Annotated in this window: 1 protein-coding gene; it reads left to right on the top strand. The window is 36.0% G+C overall.

Annotated elements, in window-relative coordinates; translation table 11 throughout:
* A partial coding sequence (locus tag EII32_RS11935) for an IS30 family transposase (RefSeq protein ID WP_125235490.1) occupies nucleotides 1–273 on the top strand: 273 nt, incomplete at its 5' end.
* Nucleotides 274–292: the final 19 nt, after the last annotated feature.

Raw genomic sequence — 292 nt, 5'->3', positions numbered from 1 at the left:
ACCACTGATAATGGACCTGAATTTGCGGCACATAAGGACATCACCAAATACTTAGGCGTACCTGTGTACTTCGCTGATACATATTCTTCATGGCAAAAGGGAACCGTTGAGAATACAAACAAGTTAATCAGACAATATATACCGAAAAAGGATTCGTTTGACCAATATACGGACAAGAGAATTATGTCGATACAAAAGAAATTGAACGAAAGACCGAGGGAAAAATTAAACTTTTCTACACCAAAACAGGAGTTCTTTAAAAAAATATTGTAATTTTGCACTTGCTGGTTGA

It is taken from the genome of Prevotella sp. OH937_COT-195 (assembly GCF_003932845.1).
GTDB lineage: Bacteria > Bacteroidota > Bacteroidia > Bacteroidales > Bacteroidaceae > Prevotella.
Note: the sequence above shows the minus strand (reverse complement) of the source record. Positions and strands in the feature narration are given on the sequence as shown.